Source organism: Luteibacter sp. SG786 (assembly GCF_011759605.1).
GTDB lineage: Bacteria > Pseudomonadota > Gammaproteobacteria > Xanthomonadales > Rhodanobacteraceae > Luteibacter.
The window spans coordinates 2,501,979-2,520,377 of record NZ_JAAOYX010000001.1 but is presented as its reverse complement, the minus strand read 5'-3'; the positions used below and the strand labels follow the sequence as shown (position 1 = coordinate 2,520,377).

Sequence of the window (18,399 nt, the reverse complement as noted above, 5' to 3'; positions counted from 1 at the left end):
GGTCCTCTATCAGAACGATGTGTTTCAAGCTGCGAAGAATGCCGTGGCAGATTCTTACTTAAGCACAGCGTGCGAAACCCGCTCTATAGGAGCACTCCTAATCTGCCTTCCCCGTTTTACACCGGCTCGATGGCATCGCAATGGAGATACCCAGGATTCGTCATGTCCCTGCCCAATTCCTGCCGAATTGGTGCCATCCCGCGCATAGCACCTACACTCTTTGGCATATGGTTGGCGGCTCTCGCCACGGTTAGGCTTCTCGCTGGCCCGACCTTGCCGTTGAATTCTCACGCAAGAGCGCAGGTGCCATGGAGTGGTCGGCAACCAATCAAGGATGAGGATAATGTCATGAGTAAAGTCGGCAAAACGGCGCGCCGGAAGCTGTTCGCTCCCATATTCGACCCCCGGACAGCGCGCCGCCGGACACCACCGGCCACGTTGCGCAGCCCGGCCAGCGGGCCTCTTGTCGACCTGACCGGCGAACTCACATTCGCACCGGCGGATCTCGCTAAACCGCCTCCCGCTCCCTTGCCGCCCGACAACCTGCTCCTCGCAGTGGCCAACGGTAGGGAGATAATGGTCAGGATTCCCCTTCCCCCGCCAGAGGAACTCGGAGGTGTCAGGGTCCGCGACACCGTCATGCTCGAAATCGACGGAGTGGAGCTGCTGTCTACAGCCAAGGAACTCGTTGCTGCAGACATCACCAATGGTTATAAAGAAATACCCCTTCCGGACGCAGACCGTGGTGGCGAGGGCCGGCACAGCATCCGGTACGCCATCCTGCTGACCTCCGGAGACGGTAGCCGACACCCGGGACCGAATCAGCCGTACGTCATAGACCTGACGCGACCGGGCGACCCCTCCCTCGCGGACCTGGAATTTCCGGGCGCTCCCGATGGATTCGTCACCCTCGACTCGATCATCGATGACGGCACCAACGAACCGTACTTGCTCGCGACGGTGGACGGCTACGCAGGCCTGGCGCCGGGTGATGAAATCATCGGCTACATCGACGGGAATGAAGAGACCCTGCACAGTACGAACGATGGCAATGGCCTGAATATTCACTTCACGCAGGCCTTCATCGAATCGCAGGGCGACGGCGACAAGGAGTTTTCCTATGAAGTGGAGGATCGAGCCGGAAACCGGTCGATAAGGTCACGAGGCAAGCTTCTCAAGGTGCTTGTCAAGGATGCCATACGCAATCTGGCCCCACCGTCGGTGCCGAGTTATGACGACGACGCCGATCCCAAGGTCATCGACGAAGATGACGCCCGCGCAATCGGTGGCCTGCAGGTCATTATCCCAGCGAATCCGGGCATCCTGCCCGGCGACGACATAATCGTGATGTGGGGTGACGCCGATGTCGGGCCCACGGCAGTACCCGATCCGACCGTGGTCACGCCCGTCAGTGTCCGGTATGCCGCCATCCTCGACGCATGGGTCGAAGGCGGCAACGAAGACGATACGCCGGTACCGGTCACGGTCCACTATCGTGTCGAGCGCGGCGGGATTGTGGCCGGCCGCACGGCCACGGGCGCCGATGTGGAAGTGAACCTGTACCAGGCGGGCGGCGCGGACCCCGATCCTGAAACGCCCGAGAACGAAAACCTCGGAGCGCCGGCGTTGCAGAGCGGCGATGCGAACGATCCACCGAATACGATCTCGCTCACCGGCTTCGAACTGGACGCCACCGTCACCATTCCCTGGGAGACGGTAGACGCCAGCGGCACGCTGCTCCTGGATGACGTCATAGACGTCCAATACGACGCGAGTGGCACGATCGGTCCGCGTATCGTGGATCAGGACGACGTCGACGCCGCCGTGCCCATCGCGCTGACGCTGCCCACGGCAACCATCCAGGCCGCGGGTTCCGGCAGCAAGGCACTTCGCTATACCGTGACGAGGCAACTCCAGCAGAACGGGCCGAATGTGGCGCGGTCTCCTACGCAGGCAGTGGAAGTCGTGGGTGCGGATGGCCTGCCTGGTGGTGGCACGCTCGCCCCCATAAGAGTGCCCGTGGCAGCTGGCCTCGACCCGATCGATCCTGACCGGCTCATACTCGCTCCCAGGCATGCTCCAGCCCCGACGGACACCGTCGATTTCGTCATTCCGCACTACGCCAACCAGGATACCGCTGACACTGTCGTCATCAATGTGGTGGCTTACGATTTGTTCGGGTATGAAGTCCACACACCGCCGGGACTTCCAGAAGACCCGATGCCCGATCGCGACATGCTGAACATCCCGGTGACCATCGTAAGCACTGTCGCGGACACCGTCGTTCCGATCAATGGCTACGACCTGCTGGGCTTCAATCCCGATCCGGACGACCAGAGCAAGTGGACGGCGATCCATGCGCATGTCACTTACAAGGTGACGAATACCGCAGGCACGGTCGAGTCCACCGATCAGGTGCTCGATATCGACGGACGCGCCGGCCCCGTCAATCCCTGACGCCCGTGGCCTGTCCCGGCGGCCGCACCGACGGGACAGGCGCAAGGGTTTCAGCCAAGGAAGGCCATATGACAACCTCTCGCGATGATTTCCCCGCGTCCGCCACGCCGACCGAATTGACGGAGCGGCTCCGGATACCTGAGGCAGCCTTGGCCCCGCTCCCGGCAGGGATGCCGGCAGACAACCTCCTCCTTGCTTCCGTGCAGGACGACACCCTCGTGCTCTTGCTTGCGCGGGCACCCCTACAGGTCAAGGCGAGGGATACGGTTCAGCTCCTCGATGACGGACGCCCCATGGGCGCGGACATCCTCGTCGATCCCTTCCTCGGGGACACCGACATTCCGTTACCGGTGAGCCCAACGGACCGCACGGACGAGCGCATCTACCGGATCAACTATCGGGTGACGTATGGCTCCGGCGATCCGGGCAACACCGTCACGGGGCCCGACGACCAACAGTTCATCGTCGACTACACGGCGCCCGGCGGGGACGAGATCGCGCATCCGGAATTCGCTGCGGACGTGGTGGCCGACGGCGTGACTCCGGATCGGCTCTCCACGGACCCCGACGGCAACGAATACCTTCCCGCCACGGTAGCTCCCTACTTCTTCATGCGTGATGGAGACCGCATCGACGCCTTCATCGACGGACAACCCGTTCCGGTGGGGGCAGACGTCGGCTATCTCGAGTCGGGCATGGCGAAGGAACTTCGTTTCCCCCGGGCGCTGCTGGAAAGTCTTGGCGTCAGCACCGAGCCCGATGGCAAGCACGGTTTCGCGATCGGCCTGGTCGATCGCGCGGGCAACCGGTCCAGCTTGTCTCACGAACAGCGTCTGCTCTTGCGCCTCAAGGAGACCATCGACGATCTGTTGCCACCCCGTGTCCCCGGAGCGACCGACGGGCTGGTGACGGAAAGCGACGCTCGTGCAAGCCTTGCAGGCACGACCGGCGCCCTGGTGGAGATTCCCGGCCACGACGCGATCAAGGAAGGGGACACGGTCGTCTGGTGGTGGAACACCACCGAGTTTCCCCCTGTTTCTGTCGACGCGTCGGGGGTCGGCGCCGACCCCTTGATGACCCTGGTGGCGCCTTACGAACGGGTGTACGACGACTGGTTCCTCGTGGCCGGCGACACGGACCGAAATGTCGCGGCGGAGGCCGGCTACCGCGTCGAGCGACAAGGCCGCCCGTTGGGCGAGCCGGACCCCGCGCGTCCACAGGTAAACCTTTTCGGGCCGGGCGGCAGGGATCCGAATCCATCCACGCCCGAACACGAGCGCCTCCAACCACCTTCGGTCCAGCCGGCAGGCGGCGGCCCGGTGAACGTGATCCCCGGAGATGCCATCGACGAAGATGCGACGGCAATCATTCCCGGCGTGACGGCTGACAACCCGCCTATACCGGCCTTCCGCCCCGGCGACAGCGTGCAGTTCTTCTGGGACGGCATTCCGGTGGATGCGCCGTTCGTCGTCACCACGGCGGGAAGGGATGTCACTCGTACGGTGCCCGCGGCCACCCTCACCGCGCACAGCCCTGGAACATGGAACGTCCACTACGTGGCCACTCGCAAGCTTGCACTGGCGCCGTTCGAGAACGCGGCACGATCGTCGGCGCAGGCGGTCGACGTCATGGATGTGGCCGACATCCCTGGCGGCGGCGCCCCCTTGCGCGAGGCGAAGTGGCTGGAGGGTCCTGCAGGCTCTGGCGTGCCGGACCAGATCGACTATGAGAAAGCCGTAAGCGACGGCGGTACGCCGCTCCGCATCTACGGTTACGAAAACATCGGGGCAGGCGATACGTTGCGTATGGTGTTCCAGGGCTATCGCACGACGACGCCCGGGACGGATCCCATTCCGGAGTCGAGGTACGAGTTCGAATACGAGGTACTGCCGCAAGACCTGACGCCAAAGCAAGACGACAGCGTGTCGCCGCCGGTACCGGCCGTATTCATCGACCGGAACATTCCGACGGAGTACCTCCTCTACATCGAATACGGCACAGCAACCTTCAACTACACCGCGACGAACGCGAGCGGCAGCGCGGCTGCGAAGCAAGCCTGGATCTACGTCGCCACCCGCCATTAAGCGGGCCCGAAGGACACGCCCTGACGCGTTCAAGTTTCGGCGCGCATCCTGCTTCGGTCGGCGATTTTCACGTTTGATTCCACAGGCGCCGTGCTGGATGCGGCGCCTTTTTTGGTTCATCGCGGAAGTCCGGGGACGCATGCCGCATGCAAAGGTTCATTCGCCATGGCGAATGCATGTGTCGAGCGGCTGGCGCCGCCGTCAGCTTTGGCGGTGAGGCCAGAGCCTTCGTCGTCCACCCTCGAGGCGAGTTCCGCACAAGAGAGCAGCCGCAGGCCAATTAGTACATGGGCCGCGGCAGCGGCCTTCCTTTTCGAACGCGGAGGACCTGTCTGAGCAGCGAGGGTGGGCACCAAGGTCTCCTGCGAGATGCTCGGCTGTACAGCGCTTTGGCGATACCGGAAAAGCGAACGCTACGACGAGTCCGTCGAAGCCAGTGGCGTCGACTCGAAGGCTGTACTCATCCCGGTCATACGTGAAGAACCATTTTTTTTGTCTGCCCTCGGCCATTCGCACACCCCGGCTAGCGCGCCAGTTGTATATGCCGCTCCCACCCCGGGGGCTATAAAGATTCCACAGACGCGAAGGGCCATCCGGCCCCGGGCGTGACGGGAGATCGCATGAGAGCCGAGGGTTCGGCGCGGCGGACAGGGGGCACCGGGGGAAGCGAAGCGGAAGGTGGGCGCACACGGAGCGCTCCGCCCATCCGCCCCGCCGACGCCTCGACCGTTCGGCCTATGCCATCGCGTTCTTCCAATCGGTACGGGGCCAGACCATGAGCGATGCAATGACCGCCGCAGGGCACGACACATCCACCGTCCACGGCCGCTTCCGCGCCGTCGCGAAAGCTTTTGCGGAACGCGTCGCCCTGGTGTCCGACACGGCTAGCCTGAGCTATGCCGACCTGGACGCCCGCAGCGACCGCGTCGCCGCGAACCTGACGGCCGCGGGCGTGGAGCCGGGTTGCTATGTAGCGCTGTTGCTAGATCGTTCGGCGGAAGCGGTGATCGCGTTGTTGGGAGTGCTCAAGGCGGGTGCGGCCTACCTCCCCATCGATACGCGCTGGCCAGACGACCGCGTGGCATTCGCTCTGCGCGATGCCGACGTCGCCGCCGTCGTGACCGACGATGTGCGTGACATGTACGAGAATGACGATGTACCGGTGTTCACGCTCGCGGAACTGGAGCACACAACACCGATGTGGGAAGCGCCCTCGGGCGCGAACACCTGCGAAGCGGCACGTCCCCGGTCTTCCGGAAGCGACCTTGCCTACGCGATGTACACCTCCGGTTCCACCGGTACGCCCAAGGGCGTCGAGATACGGCACGTGTCGATCCTGCGGCTCGTGCTGCGCTCGGATTACATCGACTTCAACGCGCCGAACGTACTGCATGCCGCCCCCCTGGGCTTCGATGCGTCTACCTTCGAGATCTTCGCGCCGCTTCTGAATGGCGGCACCTGCATCGTGCATGGCGAACGCGTGCCCACGGGCCCCGGCATCGCCCGCACCGTGGCCAAACACGGTGCCGACGTCGCGTGGCTCACCGCCGCGCTGTTCAATGCCATCGTGGACGACGACCCGCGCCATCTGGCCGGGTTGCGCGTGGTGATGACGGGTGGCGAGGCGCTGTCGGTGCCGCACGTGCGCAAGGCCTATGCGGCGCTTCCCGCCACCGCGCTGATCAACGGCTACGGTCCCACCGAATGCACCACGTTCGCGACGACCTATGCGATCCCGCGCAACCTGCCCGACGACCTGCGGGCCATACCGATCGGGCGACCCATCGGCGAGACCTCGCTGCACGTGCTAGACAGCGACGGCAACGACGTCGCCGAGGGTGAAACCGGCGAACTTTACATTGGCGGCACGGGCGTGGCCCGCGGCTACCTCAACCGTCCCGAACTCACCGCCGAGCGCTTCGTCGCGGGTGGCACACGCTATCGCACCGGCGACCTGGTGCATTGGCTGCCCGACGGCAACCTCGCGTTCGTCGGCCGCGCTGACGGCCAGGTGAAGATCCGTGGCTATCGCGTGGAAACGGGCGAGATCGACATCGCGTTGCGCGCCCTGCCCGGCGTGACCGCCGCCGCCGTGATCGCCCGCGAAGACATCCCCGGAGACAAGCGCCTCGTCGCCTATTACGTCAGCGAAGACGACACCGTGACGGCGCGGGGGTTGCGCGACGCGCTGGCTCGTACCCTGCCCGACTACATGCTTCCGGTGGCGTGGGTGCGCATGGAACGCCTGCCCGTGAACGACAACGGCAAGCTCGACCGCAAGGCGCTGCCGGCGCCCGACGCCGCCCGCCCGGAACTCGCAGCGGCCTTTGCCGCGCCACGCGGCGATGTGGAAACGGCACTGTGCAATCTCTTCGCCGAAGTTCTCGGCATCGCCCGCGTCGGTCGCGACGACAACTTCTTCGACCTCGGCGGCAGCTCGCTGCTTGCGTCGCGCGTGATCGCACGCGTGCACGACGAGCTGTCGCCCGTCCCGACCCTGGTCGGGTTCTTCGCCGAGCCGACCCCGGCCGCGGTGGGAGCCACGATCGAGGGGCGCGCCGTCCGTCATGCGCCGGCAGGACGCCTGGCGGGCGGCGCGCAGGCGGCAGGGGAACCTGTGGCGATCGTCGCCGTGGCCGGGCGCTTCCCCGGCGCACCGGACGCCGAGACCTTCTGGGAGAACCTTTGCGCAGGCCGCGAATCCATACGCTTCTTCGCGCCGGGGGAACTGGACCCGGCAGTGAGCCAGACCGAACGCGACGATCCGGCTTACGTGGCAGCGCGTGGCGTGGTCGACGACGTGGACCAGTTCGACGCGGGATTCTTCGGCATGTCGCCCCGCGAGGCGGAACTGACCGATCCGCAGCAGCGCCTGTTCCTCGAACTGTGCTGGGAGTGCATGGAACGCGCCGGCTACGTACCCGATGGTCAGTCGGCGCCCGTGGGCGTCTTCGGCGGCATGCACAATGCCACGTATTACCAGAAGCACATCAGCGGCCGCCCGGACCTCATCGAAAAACTCGGCGCCTTCCAGGTGATGCTGGGTAACGAGAAGGATTACCTCGCCACCCGCGTGGCGCACAAGCTCAACCTCACGGGCCCGGCGATCAGCCTGAATACCGCATGCTCCACGTCGCTGGTCGCGATCGCCCAGGCCTTCGACGCCCTGCGCGCCGGCCGTTGTGACATGGCGCTTGCGGGCGGCTCGTCCATCGCCTGCCCGCCGAACAGCGGTTACATCGCGCAGGAAGGATCGATGCTGTCCCCCGACGGGCACACACGCACCTTCGACAAGGACGCACAGGGCACGGTGTTCAGCGACGGCGCCGCCGTGGTGCTGCTGAAGCGGCTTTCCGATGCCCTTCGCGACGGCGATCCGGTGTATGCCGTGATCCGCGGTGCCGCCGTGAACAACGACGGCGCCATCAAGGCCAGCTTCACCGCGCCCAATGCCGTCGGGCAGGCGGCGGTGATCGCCATGGCGCTGGAAGACGCCGGCGTCTCGCCCCGTGACATCTCCTATGTGGAGGCACACGGCACTGCGACGCCGCTGGGCGATCCCATCGAACTGGAAGGACTGACGCGCGCCTTCCGCCGTGCCACCGCGGACAAGGGGTTCTGCGCGCTGGGCTCGCTGAAGAGCAACGTGGGCCACCTGGTGATGGCAGCCGGCGCGGCCAGCGTGATCAAGACGGCGTTCGCGCTCAGCGAGCGCCGCCTCCCGCCGTCGTTGCACTTCACGTCGGCGAATCCGCGCCTGGGCCTGGAGGATTCGCCCTTCGTGGTGAACGACGCGCTGCGCCCCTGGCAAACCGCGGGCGGCCCGCTTCGCGCCGGCGTGAGCTCGTTCGGCGTGGGTGGAACGAATGCCCATGTAGTGCTGGAGGAAGCCCCTGAGCGCTCGCCGTCCGAACCCGCCAGCGGGCCCCAGCTGCTGTTGCTCTCCGCGCGCACGCCGGCGGCGCTGAGCCACGCGGCCGCGCGGTTGGCCGACCACCTCGCCGCGCATCCGGACGGTAACCTGGCCGACACCGCATGGACGCTGGCCTGCGGCCGCAAGGCCTTCGCGCAGCGCACGCACCTGGTGGCGCTTTCGACCGGCGACGCGGTGACGAAACTGCGCGACATCGCCGCTGCCGCGATGTGCCGCGCCTGTGCCGATCCGGCACCCCGCATCGTTTTCCTCTTCCCTGGCCAGGGCTCGCAGTACGCCGGCATGGGGCGCGAACTCCACGCGACGGAACCCGTATTCCGCGCCGCGCTGGACGAGGCATCGAACGCGCTGCTGGAAGAACTCGATTTCGATCTGCGCGACCGCATGTTCGCCGACGATGCGGAGGCCCTGAAGGCCACCTCGCTCACCCAGCCGGCCACCTTCGCGCTCGAATACGCCCTGGCGCGGCTATGGATGAGTCTGGGTGTGGAACCGGTGGCGATGATAGGACACAGCGTGGGCGAGTTCGTCGCCGCCGCGCTCGCAGGCATCATGCCGCTGGCCGACGCCGCCCGCCTGGTCGCGCGTCGCGGCCGCATGATGCAGGCGCTTCCGACGGGCGCGATGCTTTCCGTTCGCCTGGGCGCCGCCGAACTGCGCGCGCGGCTCCCGGGCGTTCTTTCCCTCGCGGCCGAGAATGCACCGAACGCGAGCGTCGTGTCGGGACCGGCGGCGGCCATCGACACCTTCCGCTTGCTGCTCGAAGGCGAAGGCGTGGCATGCCGCCTGCTCCATACCTCGCACGCGTTCCACTCCGCCATGATGGACCCGGTACTCGACGGCTTCCGCTCGGAAGTCGGTGCCGTCGCGCTCTCCGCTCCGCGGGTGCCGATCGTTTCCACGCTTACCGGCCTTCCCCTGACCGCGGCCGAGGCCATGTCGCCCGATTACTGGACGCGGCACCTGCGGCAAACCGTGCGTTTCTCGCCGGCGCTGTTGCATGCCCTGGAAGATGACACGCACGCATTCCTCGAGGTCGGGCCGCGTCCGAGCCTTGCCCTGCTCGCACGCCAGCATGCGCAGTCACGCGGCCGCACGATCGTGGCTTCGCTGGGCGAAGGCCCTGCCGACGAACGCGCCGCATGGCTTGCCGCCGCGGGCACGCTCTGGTCCGCCGGCGCCACGATCGCCACGCACGCCTTGGATCACCGCGAGCAGCGCCGCCGCGTACGCCTGCCCACCTATCCCTTCGAGCGCAAACGGCACTGGATCGATGCCCGGATGCCTGCCTCGATCACCTCTATCGCCGCCGCGGCCGCGCTCGCGCCGCCCGCCGCCGTTCCTGCCGCCGTACCGGAGTTCCCCATGCCGATGCCTACCGCGCCTGCTTCCAGCCACCGTCCGCAGCGCCTCGCCGCCGAACTCGTCGCCCTGTTCGAAGACGTGTCGGGCGCCGATCTCGACGGCGTGGACCCTTCCACCCATTTCGTCGAACTGGGGCTGGACTCGCTTTCGCTGACCCAGGTGGCGTTGCAGTTGCAGAAGACCTACGCGTTGAAGATCACCTTTCGCGAGCTGATGGACGGCTGCTCGTCGTTCGAACGTCTCGCGGCGCACATCGATCGCCTGTTGCCGGCTGAATCCCAGCCGGCGGCGCCCGTGGCCGCGGCAGTTCCCGCGCCGGCCATGGCGGCGGCACCGGCGGCGCAGGCCATCGGTGGCGGACTGGTCCAGGACGTGATCGCGCAGCAGATGCAGATCATGCGGGAGCAGTTGGCGTTGCTTGCGGGAGCCGCCGCTTCCGCGCCTCTGGCTCCCGTGGGAACCGGCTCCGTTGTGGGAGCCGGCTATGCCGGCGATCCCGCGGCAGCGGGCAACCTGCGGCAGGCACCCATCGCCGCCGAAGCGCCTCCCACACAAGGTATCGCCAGCAACGACGAAGAAGCCGCCCTCGCCCACACCACCTACGACGTGAAGAAGGCCTTCGGCGCCATCGCGCGCATCCACTCCACGAACACCGAGCTCAGCGCGCGGCAGCGCGCGCGGCTGGATGCCTTCATGCGTCGCTACATCGAGCGCAGCAAGGCATCCAAGGCCTATACCGAAGAGCACCGCCCGCACCTTGCCGATCCGCGCGTGGTGAACGGATTCCGCCCGCTGCTCAAGGAAATCGTCTACCAGATCGTGATCGAGCGCTCCAAGGGCTCGAAGGTGTGGGACCTCGACGGGAACGCATACGTGGACGCCCTGAACGGCTTCGGCATGAACCTGTTCGGCTGGCAGCCCGACTTCGTGCTCGACACCGTGCGCGCGCAGCTGGACGCAGGCTACGAAATCGGCCCGCAGCATCCGCTCGCCGGCATCGTGGCGAAACAGGTGTGCGATCTCACGGGTTTCGACCGCGCCGCGTTGTGCAACACCGGCTCCGAAGCGGTCATGGGTTGCGTGCGTGTGGCGCGCACCGTCACGGGCCGCGACACGCTGGTGATCTTCACCGGTTCCTACCACGGCATCTTCGACGAAGTGATCGTCCGTGGCACGAAGAAGCTGAAGTCGGTGCCGGCCGCGCCGGGCATCCTGCGCAACACCGCCGAGAACGTGCTGGTGCTCGACTATGGCACCCCGGAATCGCTGGCCATCATCCGCGAGCGCGCCTCGTCCATCGCCGCCGTGCTCGTCGAACCGGTGCAGAGCCGCCGCCCGGACTTCCGGCCGGTGGAGTTCCTGCAGGAGTTGCGCGCGATCACCGAGGAATCCGGCACCCTGCTCATCTTCGACGAGGTGGTGACGGGCTTCCGCTCACACCCGCGCGGCGCCCAGGCGATGCTCGGCATCGACGCGGACATGGCGTCGTACGGCAAGGTGGTGGGCGGCGGTTTTCCCATCGGCGTGATCGCCGGCAAGCGGCGCTTCATGGATGCGCTCGACGGCGGCCACTGGCGCTTCGGCGACGATTCCACGCCGACCGTGGGCGTCACCTATTTCGCCGGCACCTTCGTGCGCCATCCGCTTGCACTGGCGGCCGCGCACGCCGTGCTCACGCACCTGAAGGAACAGGGGCCCGAATTGCAGGCCGCGCTGAATGCGAAGGTCACCGCGATGGCCGATGAGCTGAATGCCTTCTGCGCCAGCGTGGGGGCACCGGTGCAGATCGTGCACTTCTCGTCGGTGTGGAAGATCGTATTCAGCGAAGACCATCCGCTGCAGGACCTGTTGTTCGCCATGATGCGCAGCCGCGGCATCCACATCCTCGACAACTTCCCCTGCTTCTTCACCACGGCGCACAGCGAGGCCGATTTCGCGGCCATCGCCAACGCCTTCCGCGAATCCATCCTCGAGATGCAGGAAGCCGAGTTCCTGCCGCGCCGCCGCGAACCCGCCGCCTTCGACGCCGCCCACCCGCCCATGCCCGGCGCGCGCCTGGGCAAGGATCCGGACGGCCATCCGGCATGGTTCGTTCCCAACCCGGATGCGCCGGGCAAGTACCTGAGGGTTACCGCATGACGCCCAACGAGCTGGCCGCCGCCACGGCGGTCGACTACGATCCGTTCGCCGGCGCGCCGCTTGCGCGCCTCGTGCCGACGACGGCTGCGCAGCGCGAGGTGTGGCTGGCATCCCGGCTGGAGCCGGAAGCCTCGCTGGCGTACAACGAGGCGGTATCGCTGAACCTCAAGGGCTTGCTCGACGTGCCGGCCCTCGAATGGGCCTTGCAAAGCATCGTGGACCGCCATGAGGCGCTGCGTGCCACCTTCGGCGGCAACGGCGAAAGCCTGTTCGTCGCCGAACACACGACCCTGCCGATCGCCTTCCACGATCTGTCGCTGCTTGCGCCGTTCGAAAGCGATGCGCGCATCCAGGCGGCGCTGTCGCGTATCGTCACCACCCCGTTCGACCTGGAGAACGGGCCCCTGGTGCGCGCGGAACTGTTCCGCCTGGCGGCCGACCGCCACCTTCTGACCATCGTCGCGCACCACATCGTGTGCGACGGGTGGTCCTTCGGCGTGATCGTTCGCGATCTCGCCGCCCTTTACGCGCAACGCACAGGCAAGGGCGACGGCCCGGCCCCCGCGGGCGCGTTCTCGAACTTCGCGTTGGCCGAGGCTGCGCACGCCGGCAGCGAGACGGCACGGGAGGATGAAAAGTACTGGCTCGACCGGTTCGCCGGCGAGGTGCCCGTACTCGACCTTCCCGTGGATCGTTCCCGCCCCCGCCGTCGGTCGTTCGCCTCGCGGCGCGAAGACCGCATGCTGGACCCGACGGAAGTCGCCGCAATCAAGCGCCTGGGCGCGTCTCATGGCGCGAGTCTCTATGCGACGCTGCTCGCCGCCTTCGCCGTACTGCTCCGCCGTATCGCGGGGCAGGACGACGTGGTGATCGGTATCCCCACCGCAGGCCAGGCAGCCGAAGGGCTCCACACCCTGGTCGGCCATGCCGTGAACGTGCTGCCGCTGCGGGCGCGCATCGACGACACCGCGAGTTTCGCCGAGGTGCTCGGCACCGTGCGCAACGACCTGCTGGATGCCTTCGAACACCAGCGCTACACCCTTGGCAGCCTGCTGGCCCGCCTCTCGCTCGCGCGCGATCCGTCGCGCCTGCCGCTGGTGGCCGTGCTGTTCAATCTGGATGCGCAACTGGACGAAAGCACGGTGACCTTTCCCGGCCTGCGCTTCGACGTGGAGGCGGTGCCTCGCGAGTACGAGAACTTCGAGCTGTTCGTCAATGCCGTGCAGGTCGACGGTGGCTTGCGTCTCGAATGCCAGTACAACGCCGACCTCTTCGAAGGCGGGACGATCCAGGGTTGGCTCGACGCCTATGCCACGCTCCTGCGCCAGGCGGCGCTCGATCCGGGCGAAGCGGCCGTCGCCCTGCCGGTGGTCAGTGACGCCGTGTACCGCGAACTGGCGGCGCTGCAACCCGCACCCACGCCGTTCCCGGAGCTGCGCCTTGCCCACGAGTTCTTCGAGCAGCAGGTGGACCGCGCACCGGAGCGCGCCGCGGTACGCCATGCCGATCGCTCGCTCAGCTACGCGGCGCTCGAGTCGCGCGCGAACCGTATCGCCAACGCGCTGCGCGAGCGAGGCATCGGCCACGGCGCGCTGGTCGGACTTTCGCTTACCCGCGGCATCGACATGGTGGCCGCGGTCCTGGGTGTGCTGAAATCCGGCGCGGGTTACGTGCCGCTCGATCCGGCCTTTCCCGCCGACCGTCTCGCCTTCATGGCCGCGGACGCGGCACTTTCCGCGCTCGTGGTGGACGACGACACACCCCTGGCGTTCGACTTCGACGCCGCGCGCGTGCTCGCGCTGAATGGCGACGAGGTGGCGCGGGCCTCGTTCGACCGGCCCGAACGCAACCGCCGGGCGGCCACGCCGGATTCGGTGGCCTATGTCATCTTCACCTCCGGCTCCACCGGCCGGCCCAAGGGCGTGCGCGTACCGCACCGCTCGGCCGCCAACTTCCTCACCAGCATGCAGCGTGTGCCAGGCATCGCGCCGGACGACCGGCTGGTAGCGGTCACGACGCTATCGTTCGACATCGCCTTCATGGAATTGCTGTTGCCGCTGACCAGCGGCGCGGAAATCGTGATCGCGGGACGCGACGACGTTCGCGACGGCGTGCAGCTTCGCCGCCTGATCGAGGAGAGCGACGCCAGCATGATGCAGGCCACGCCCGCCGGGTGGCGGCTGCTCGTCGACGCGGGCTGGCAGGGCCGCCCCGCGTTCCGTGCGGTGTCGGGCGGCGAACCGTTGCCGGTCGATCTGGCGGAGGCGCTGCTCGATCGCTGCGGTGAAGTGTGGAACGGCTACGGCCCCACAGAGACCACGGTGTATTCGACCTACTGGCGCGTGTCCGATCCGCGCGAGGGTATCTACATCGGCCGTCCGATCGCCAACACCACGGTGCACATCCTCGACGAACGCGGCAATCACTGTCCGCTGGGCGTTCCCGGCGAGATCCACATCGGCGGTGCCGGCGTCACGCTGGGTTACCTCGACCGTCCGGAACTCACCGCCGAAAAGTTTGTGCCCGATCCTTGGTCGGAAACGCCGGATTCGCGCATGTATCGCACCGGCGATCGCGGGCGCTGGCTGAGCAACGGCCTTCTGGAACACCTGGGCCGGCTCGACTTCCAGGTGAAGGTGCGCGGCTACCGGATCGAGCCGGGCGAGATCGAGAGCGTGCTGACGGATGCACCGGAAGTCGTCCGCGCTGTGGTGATGGCGCGCGAGGACCGCCCGGGTGACGTGCGGCTGGTGGCTTACGTTGTCGTCGACGGGCAGCTTCGTCGCGACGACGACCTGGAAGGCATGTTGCGGGAGCGCCTGCGCGCGCGCCTTCCCGATTACATGGTGCCGCAGCACATCCTCGTGCTCGATGCGATTCCGCTGCTGCCCAACGGCAAGATCGATCGCAAGGCCCTGCCGCCTCCGGTTGCGCACTCGGTGGCCGCGCCGGGCCAGCGGACGGCACCACGCAATGAGGACGAACGCCGCGTCGCTGCCGCGATGGAGGCCGTGCTCTGCCTGCCCGACCTCGACATCCGCGACGACTTCTTCGCGCTCGGCGGCCATTCGCTGCTGGCGGCGCAACTGACCGCGCGGCTGAACCGCGAATTCGGCGTGACCCTTTCCTTCCGCACGCTGTTCGACGCACCGACGATCGAACAGCTGGCCGCGGCGATCGGATCGCAGGTGGCCAGCGGTGCCGCGCCGGCAGCCGAACCCATCGTGCATCGTGCGGAAAACGAGCAGGAGCATGCGCCCCTGTCGCTGATGCAGCGCCGCCTGTGGGCCCTCGAACGCATGAATCCGGGACGCGTCACGTACAACGCGCCGTCGGCACACCGCCTGCGCGGCAAGCTCGACGAGCACGCGTTCGGCATGGCGTTCCAGGCCTTGATCCAGCGGCAACCGATCATGCGCACCGCCTTCCGCGACACCGGCGCGGACATCGCCCAGGTGGTGGAGGCGCGGCTGGACTACCCGCTGTTTCCAGCCGAAGACCTCAGCCACCTGCCGCACGACGAGCGCGAAATCCGGCTCATGCAGCGTCTGCAGGAACTGACCGACACACCGTTCGACCTTGGCAAGGCGCCGCTGTTCAGCGCACGCATGTTCCGCCTCGCCGACGACGAGCACGCCTTCTTCTTCATGCCGCACCACATCATCTGGGACGGCTGGTCGTTCGACATCCTCTACAACGAACTGTCGGCGCTGTATCGTGCCTTCGTCGCCGGGTTGCCCTCGCCTCTGGCTCCGCTGCCGGTGACGTACGGCGACTTCTCCGAATGGCACGCGCACTGGCTCGAATCCGAGGCCTTCCGCAACCAGCTGGAGTTCTGGCGCAACCGTCTGAGCCAGATGGGCGACGTGCGTGCGCTGCCGACCGACCATCCCCGCCGTCCGGGCATGTCCGGACTGGGCAGGACGGAATGGATCCGCGTTTCGCGCGAAGACACCGATGCCATGCACGACGTGGCGCGCCAGGCGGACGCCACGCTCAACATGACCTTGCTGGCGCTGTACTTCGTGATGCTTTCGGGTTCCGCCGGGCAGCGCGATCTGGTGGTGGGCACTCCCGTGCGCGGACGTAACCAGACCGAGGTCGAATCGGTCATGGGCTATTTCAACAACCTGTTGCCGCTACACGTGAGCGTGGATCCCGCACTGTCGTTCCTGGAATTCGTGCGCCACGTGAAGCGCGTCGCCATCGAGGCCTTCGGCCATCCCGACGTGCCGCTGGAATACCTGCAGCGCGAACTGCGCGTGGGCCAGGGTGCGGGCGCCACGCTCTACCAGGCCCTGTTTTCCTTCCAGGACGCACGCCAGCGCGTGGTGGACTGGGGCGGTCTGGCGCACGAGCAGATCCTGTTGTTCCAGAGCGGGGCCACCGAGGATCTCGGCCTTTGGTTCCTCGAAGGGCACACGGGCATGGTGGGTGGCGTCACCTATAACGCAGACCTGCTGCAGGCGGACACCGCCCGCCTCATGCGGGAGCGCTACCTCGGCATGATGCGCCGCGTCGCCGACGATCCCGCCATCGCCGTGGGTTCGCTCACCGCAGCGACGCCGGGCGAACTCGAACGCATGCACGAATGGAACGACACCGGCGCGGACGTTCGCCTCCCGGTGGGCTTGTACGCCATGGTCGCCGCGGCCGCGAAGGTCGCTCCGGACGCCATCGCGATCGCGGACGGACCGCGCGACGTCACGTATGCGTCCCTGCTCCGCCGTGCGACGCGCGTTGCCATGCTGTTGCGCGAACGCGGCGGCATTCCCCGCAGCGTCGTCGGCCTCTGCGTGCGTCCGGGCACGGACCGCGTGGCTTGCCTGCTCGCCATCGCGACGATCGGCGGAACGGCCTTGCTGCTGGACCGTGACGATCCGGTCGGCCGACTGAGGGACATCCTCACCGATGCGCGTATGACCCTGCTCGTCGGCGACTCGGCACTGGAAAGCCAGCTCGACTGGCCGCACGACTGCGCGGTATGGCTCGACACGGACAGCGCAGAGCTTGAAGCCTTTGCCATCGACGACATCACGTTCGATGCGGTGGATCCGGATAGCCCGGCCGTGGCGTTCCCCACCTTGGGTGCGGACGGCAAGGTGCGAGGCATGGCCTTGTCCTACCACGCCGTCGCGGGCATCGTCGAAGGCCTTGGCGAGGTGCTGTCGATCCACGCAGGGGAGCGCGTCTCCGGAGACGCCCTGCCGGGCGACCCGATGCTGAGCATCGAAGCGCTGCTTGCGCTGGCGCACGGGGCGACCTGGGTCGCCCCGCAATCGCCCGTCGGCAACGAGGGTAGGTCCATCGCACCGACGTTCCTCGAAGGCCTCGACACCTTCATCGCCACGCCCGAAACGTGGCAGGCGCTCCTCGACGCCGGCTGGCAGGGTGACGATCGCCTGCGCGCCGTGGTCGCGGGTGGTACGCCAGGTCCTGACATGGCGGCACGCATTGCGGCCGGCGCCTCGTCTCTCTGGACGTTGTTCGGCGACACGACAACGGCACCGGCCGCGACCTGCGGCCGCGTCGAACACGTGGCCGACGCGCTGCACGCAGGCAAGCCGCTGCCGCACACACAGGTGTGGATCCTCGACGAAAACGGCGAACCCTGCCCGATCGGCGCGACTGGAGAAATCGCCGTCGCCGGGCATACCCATGCCGTTCCTTCCGGTCAACGCGCGTCCGAACGCCCTCCCGCGGGCCAGGGCGTGCTTCGCACCGGGTATCGCGGTCGCTGGCTGCCGGGCGGCCAGTTGCAGGTGCTGGACCGCTCCGACCGCCGCCTGCGGCGCCAGGGCATGGACGTCGAACCGGCCGCCATTGAATCGTTGCTGCTTGCCCAGCCGGGCATCGTGCGCGCGCTGGCTGTGCTGCGCACCGACCATGCGGGACTGCCGCGCATCGACGCCTACGCCGTGGCCGCACCCGGTGCCATCGCCGACGCGGAAGGACTGCACGCGGCCCTCGCCGAAGCGCTGCCGAGCTGGGCGATGCCCTCACACCTGGCAGTGCTCGATGCCCTGCCCTTGCTGATCACGGGCGAACCCGACCTGGCCGCGTTGCCGCTTCCGGCGGAGCGACAGTCGGCGGCCATGTCGGTGGAGAGCACCCAGCCCCGCAGCGAGAGCGAGCGCCTGCTCGCATCGGTATGGACGGAATTGCTGGGCATGTCGCGCGTGCGGACCAGCGACAACTTCTTCGATGTGGGCGGGCACTCGCTGCTCGCCGTGGACATGGCACTGCGCGTGCAGAAGCTCACCGGCGTGCAGCTCAACCTGCTCGACATCGCGAACGGCACGCTGGGAACCCTCGCCGCCGAGCTCGCCAACGCGCCGCCCGCGCCTGCCCGGACGGCGGCAAAACGCGGCCTGCTGGGCCGCCTGCTCGGCCGCGGCTGAGCGACGGCGCCCGGGGGGA

The 18,399-nt window shown here is 67.3% G+C and carries 4 protein-coding genes; all 4 read left to right on the top strand.

The annotated features are described in order from the left end of the window. The first annotated feature begins 348 nt into the window (after positions 1 to 348). A complete protein-coding gene (locus tag FHS47_RS11405) occupies positions 349 to 2,457 on the top strand; it encodes a hypothetical protein (RefSeq protein WP_167027196.1) in 2,109 nt (702 codons plus the stop codon). Positions 2,458 to 2,525: 68 nt separating this feature from the next. Beyond that, on the top strand, positions 2,526 to 4,541 hold the full coding sequence (locus FHS47_RS11400; protein ID WP_167027193.1) for a hypothetical protein: 2,016 nt from the start codon (positions 2,526 to 2,528) through the stop codon (positions 4,539 to 4,541). Positions 4,542 to 5,316: 775 nt separating this feature from the next. Beyond that, positions 5,317 to 11,979: a polyketide synthase gene (locus tag FHS47_RS11395; protein ID WP_167027190.1), complete on the top strand. Its 6,663-nt coding sequence runs from the start codon at positions 5,317 to 5,319 to the stop codon at positions 11,977 to 11,979. Further along, positions 11,976 to 18,380: a non-ribosomal peptide synthetase gene (locus FHS47_RS11390; protein WP_167027187.1), complete on the top strand. Its 6,405-nt coding sequence runs from the start codon at positions 11,976 to 11,978 to the stop codon at positions 18,378 to 18,380. The genes FHS47_RS11395 and FHS47_RS11390 overlap by 4 nt, the downstream gene beginning before the upstream one ends. The last annotated feature ends 19 nt before the right edge of the window (positions 18,381 to 18,399 follow it).